Source organism: uncultured Veillonella sp. (genome assembly GCF_915069625.1).
Classification (GTDB): Bacteria; Bacillota; Negativicutes; order Veillonellales; family Veillonellaceae; genus Veillonella.
In genome coordinates this window covers 1-3,889 of the sequence record NZ_CAJZFD010000176.1, presented here as the reverse complement: position 1 = coordinate 3,889, position 3,889 = coordinate 1, and the positions used below count along the sequence as shown (strand labels likewise).

The following is a 3,889-nucleotide window of genomic DNA, read 5'->3' as shown; positions in this document are numbered from 1 at the left end:
AAATATTTATATATCACAAATATTTATAGCAATAATCGTATTTTATAGATTAAGAAAAGCCTAAAAGCGCTTATTTACAAGGGTTGAACAGATACGGATAAAATAAGTCATCAAATATATTAATAGATATAAATCGATTCATATATTAAGAAATTTAATATCTACAAATTTGGTTATCTTTAAAAATACAAAAAAAGGAAGCAAACTCTGAATTTCAGAACTTACTTCCTTTTATGTTAGAAAATATTATTATAAAATTTTCGACAAGAACAATTTTGTTCGCTCATTTGTTGGAGCATCAAATACCTTTTCAGGAGTATCATCTTCTAAGATTAATCCACCATCAACGAATAATACGCGGTCAGCTACTTCTTTAGCAAAGCCCATTTCATGAGTAACAATAACCATCGTCATCCCTTCTTCTGCGAGAGACTTCATTACATCTAGAACCTCACGAACCATTTCTGGATCGAGTGCAGATGTAGGTTCATCAAATAGCATAACTTTTGGTTTCATCGCTAGGGCACGGGCAATAGCAACACGTTGCTTTTGACCACCAGATAAGGAATCAGGATATGCATTAGCTTTATCTCCTAACCCAACGCGATCAAGTAAAGCTTGTCCGATTTTCTTAGCTTCATCACTAGAAGTTTTACGAACCTTAGTTTGAGCTAATGTTAAATTTTCCATTACAGTCATATGTGGGAAAAGATTAAAGTTTTGGAATACCATCCCTACTTCAGCACGAACTTCATTGAGTTTAGACTTATCAGAAAGATCCATACCATCTACAATTACCTTACCAGATGTAGGCTCTTCTAAGTAGTTCATAGTACGCAATACTGTACTTTTACCAGAACCAGATGGACCAATTATAACGACAACTTGACCTTTTTCTATATGTAAATCAATGCCCTTTAATACTTCATTTTTACCAAAGGATTTATGTACATTTTCTAATTTAATCATTTAATGCTATATTTCCTTTCAAGGTAACCAACTAATTGTGAAATTGTTACTGTCATAATAAGGTAAATAACAGCAACTGTACCCCAGATTTCAAAGGATGCATACGTTTTAGCAATGATTAATTGACCACGACGTGTCAATTCTTCGAAACCAATTACAGAAACCAATGAGGAGTCTTTCAACATAGCAATAAATTCATTACCCAATGGTGGGATAATTGCTTTGAAAGCTTGAGGCATGATGATATAACGCATAGTTTGACCCCAAGTTAAACCAAGAGATCGACCTGCTTCCATTTGACCTTTATCGATAGACTGGATACCAGCACGGAAGATCTCAGACACATATGCACCAGAGTTAATACTACATGCGGTAACAGCTGCAATAAATGGATCAATACGTTGTCCTGTAATCATTGGCAAAGCAAAATAAATCAAGAAGATTTGTACCAATAACGGTGTACCACGAATGATATCTACATAACATTTTGCTAATAATCTAACTACAGTAAATTTAGATAAATTTGCTAAGGCTACTAATAAACCGATAAAGAAACCACAGCCAACAGACATAGCTGTAATTTCTACGGTTACAAGTGCACCTTGTAATAAGAGCGGTAAATTATCCGCAATTAACCCCCAATTAAAACTCATGATCTCTCCTATTATTTAAATTCTACCACTACTGGCATATCAGCAGGTGCATCTACATTAAACCATTTTTTATATAATGTATTAAATTCACCATCAGCCTTCATATCTGCAATTGCTTTATTGATTTGTTCTTGTAAATCTTTATTATCTTTATTAATTGCTAAGCCCAAATATTCTTTTGTATTTGGATATGCCATAAATTTAATATGTTGATCTGGATGTTTAGTACTGTAATATTGAGCCACTGGCAAATCAATAACAGTTGCATCAGCACCACCATTTTGTAATTCTAACAAAGCTTCATTACTATGGTCAAACTCTTTTACAGTAGTACCTTCGATTTTATGGGCTAAATCTGCACCAGTAGTACCTAGTTGAGCAGCAATTTTCTTGCCTTTAAGATTGTCAAGAGATGTGATATTTGCGCCATCTTTATATACTACAGCAAGGGCATTTTCATAATATGGAGAAGAGAATAATACCTTTTCACTTCTAGCTTTGGTAATCGTCATACCAGATGCAGCTACATCAATATCATGTGTATTTAAAGCTGGAATCAAAGCATCAAAAGCAACATTCTTAAGCTCTACATCTTTATTGATACGTTTACCAATGGCACGAATTAAATCAATATCAAAGCCTGTGTAGTCTTGAGTTTTTTCATCTTTAAATTCAAATGGTACAAATGTGGCATTAGTACCAACAATGAGTTTATTAGAAGTTGTTTGTGTAGAAGATCCACAACCGCCAATTACAGTACCGGCCATTACTAACATACAACCACCAATGATTAATTTTTTTAACTTGCTATTTAACATCGAATCATCCTCATTTACTAAACTAACTATTTTTATTCCACTAGTATACCACTTGGTATAATTATGTCAATAATTTTGTATAGAATCATCCTAAATATCAATTAATCACTATATTTATATTTTATTTTTATACACTGATTGTATATTTATAACAATAATGTATAAAAACTTTCCCATAAGAATCGGTATTTTCACCATTTTTAAATATACAGATGTATAAAAAGAAAAAAGCACATGAGAAAAGCCTCATGTGCCCGCATACGGCTGACCTGGTCTTTGCCCCCACACTCGCCTGCTGGAGGGTTCGCTCATAAGTCCGAGACTCCCCACTACTACCCCTCTCGGTTTTACCGGCAGGACTTACACCTAAGCCGCACCATGCTCACAACCCCTTGGGTTGCTTATGTGGATCGTTTCGCCTGCGACTGGCATCGACTTTCAACCACAGCACGTGTTATGGCATTATATCATACCCGATGAACTTTACGCCATAGGTATACGGACACAAAACAGCCCTTCGCACCGTATGGTACAAAGGGCTGTAACTTTCTATTTTGCATAATCGACCATGCGCGTTTCTCTGATAATGACGACCTTAATCTGTCCGGGATATTCCAATTCCGCTTCGATTCGTTTCGCCACGTCATGGCAGAGAATAACACAATCGTCTTCGTTCAGCTTTTCAGGCTTAACCATTACGCGAATTTCACGTCCTGCCTGAATAGCGAAACACTCTTCAACGCCTTCGAAGGATTTGGCGATTTCTTCTAACTTGGACAATCGCTTCAAGTAGTTTTCCAAGGTTTCTCGACGTGCTCCCGGTCGAGCCGCCGACACGGCATCGGCTGCCGCTACCAAAACCGCTTCAACAGATGTGGCTTCTTCATCGCCGTGATGAGAAGCGATACAATTGATAACCGCCTTCGATTCGCCGTACTTCTTCGCTACATCGACGCCGATAGATACGTGCGTACCTTCCAAATCATGATCCAAGGCCTTACCTATATCATGAATCAAGCCACCGCGACGTGCCAAGTTGACATCGACACCCAATTCGGCCGCCATAATGCCGGCCAACTGAGCCACCTCAATGGAGTGATGCAATACGTTTTGACCGTAACTAGCTCTAAAGTATAAACGACCTAAAATCTTAATCAAATCAGGATGTAATGAGTGAATTCCAACTTCGAACGTTGCTTGTTCACCGATTGTACGAATACGCTCATCCATTTCTTTACGAGATTTTTCAACCATTTCTTCAATACGAGCAGGATGAATACGACCGTCTGAAATTAATTTTTCTAGTGTCATTTTCGCGATTTCACGACGAATTGGGTCAAACCCACTTAATACCACCGCTTCTGGTGTTTCATCGATAATCACATCAATTCCTGTTAATGATTCAAGGGTACGAATATTACGTCCCTCACGTCCGATAATACGACCTTA

3 protein-coding genes and 1 pseudogene are annotated in these 3,889 nt (G+C 37.2%); all 4 read right to left on the bottom strand.

Annotation, left to right across the window (positions count from 1 at the left end):
* Positions 1 to 249 precede the first annotated feature (249 nt).
* A complete protein-coding gene (locus tag QZ548_RS08340; RefSeq protein ID WP_005386848.1) occupies positions 250 to 969 on the bottom strand; it encodes an amino acid ABC transporter ATP-binding protein in 720 nt (239 codons plus the stop codon).
* Positions 966 to 1,622 carry an amino acid ABC transporter permease gene (locus QZ548_RS08335; protein WP_105089103.1) on the bottom strand — a complete coding sequence of 219 codons (657 nt, stop codon included), beginning with the start codon at positions 1,620 to 1,622 and terminating at the stop codon, positions 966 to 968. Before QZ548_RS08335 ends, QZ548_RS08340 begins: the two co-directional genes overlap by 4 nt.
* A gap of 11 nt (positions 1,623 to 1,633) precedes the next feature.
* Positions 1,634 to 2,440, bottom strand: coding sequence for a basic amino acid ABC transporter substrate-binding protein (locus QZ548_RS08330; protein ID WP_295869655.1), 807 nt, complete (start codon positions 2,438 to 2,440; stop codon positions 1,634 to 1,636).
* A gap of 549 nt (positions 2,441 to 2,989) precedes the next feature.
* Positions 2,990 to 3,889 (bottom strand): annotated as a pseudogene (rny, locus tag QZ548_RS08325) (ribonuclease Y); the annotation flags it as partial.

What these genes read in the sequence shown, in the direction of transcription:
- QZ548_RS08335 (WP_105089103.1), bottom strand. Translation starts at nt 1,622, where the DNA reads ATGAGTTTTAATTGGGGGTTAATTGCGGATAATTTACCGCTCTTATTA.
- QZ548_RS08330 (WP_295869655.1), bottom strand. Translation starts at nt 2,440, where the DNA reads ATGTTAAATAGCAAGTTAAAAAAATTAATCATTGGTGGTTGTATGTTA.
- QZ548_RS08340 (WP_005386848.1), bottom strand. Translation starts at nt 969, where the DNA reads ATGATTAAATTAGAAAATGTACATAAATCCTTTGGTAAAAATGAAGTA.